Below are 440 nucleotides of genomic sequence, written 5' to 3'. Positions count from 1 at the left end.
GCTGTTTGTGCACCGACTGAGTCACAAAGATCCCCGGATCGTTTTCGTTAAGTTCTAACAGCAGCGGCGAGCTATCCGCCATCATCGGGATAAATTGTTCATAACCGACCCACGCGGAATCAAACAGAATGTAATCACACAGATGCCCAACGGTATCGATCACCTGACGGGCGTTATAGACAGTGCCGTCATAGGTTCCCAGCTGAATAATCGCCAGGCGATACGGGCGCGGCAGGTCGGCTTTTTCTGGCGCAACGTCGCGAATTTGCTGGCGCAGATACTCTTCATTAAAACAGTGCGCATCAATACCGCCAATGAAACCAAACGGGTTGCGTGAAGCTTCCAGATAGACCGGCGTCGCCCCCGCCTGAATCAGCGCGCCGTGATGATTCGACTTATGGTTGTTACGGTCGAAGAGCACCAGATCGCCACGCGTTAAC

General features: G+C 53.2%; 1 pseudogene. It reads right to left on the bottom strand.

The features are described 5' to 3' along the window. Positions 1-440, bottom strand: a pseudogene (locus E0L35_RS25600) (ornithine decarboxylase); the annotation flags it as partial.

Source organism: Halomonas sp. ATBC28, from assembly GCF_005937175.1.
In the GTDB taxonomy this organism is placed as follows: Bacteria; Pseudomonadota; Gammaproteobacteria; order Pseudomonadales; family Halomonadaceae; genus Vreelandella; species Vreelandella titanicae.
This window is presented reverse-complemented; position numbering and strand designations above follow the sequence as displayed.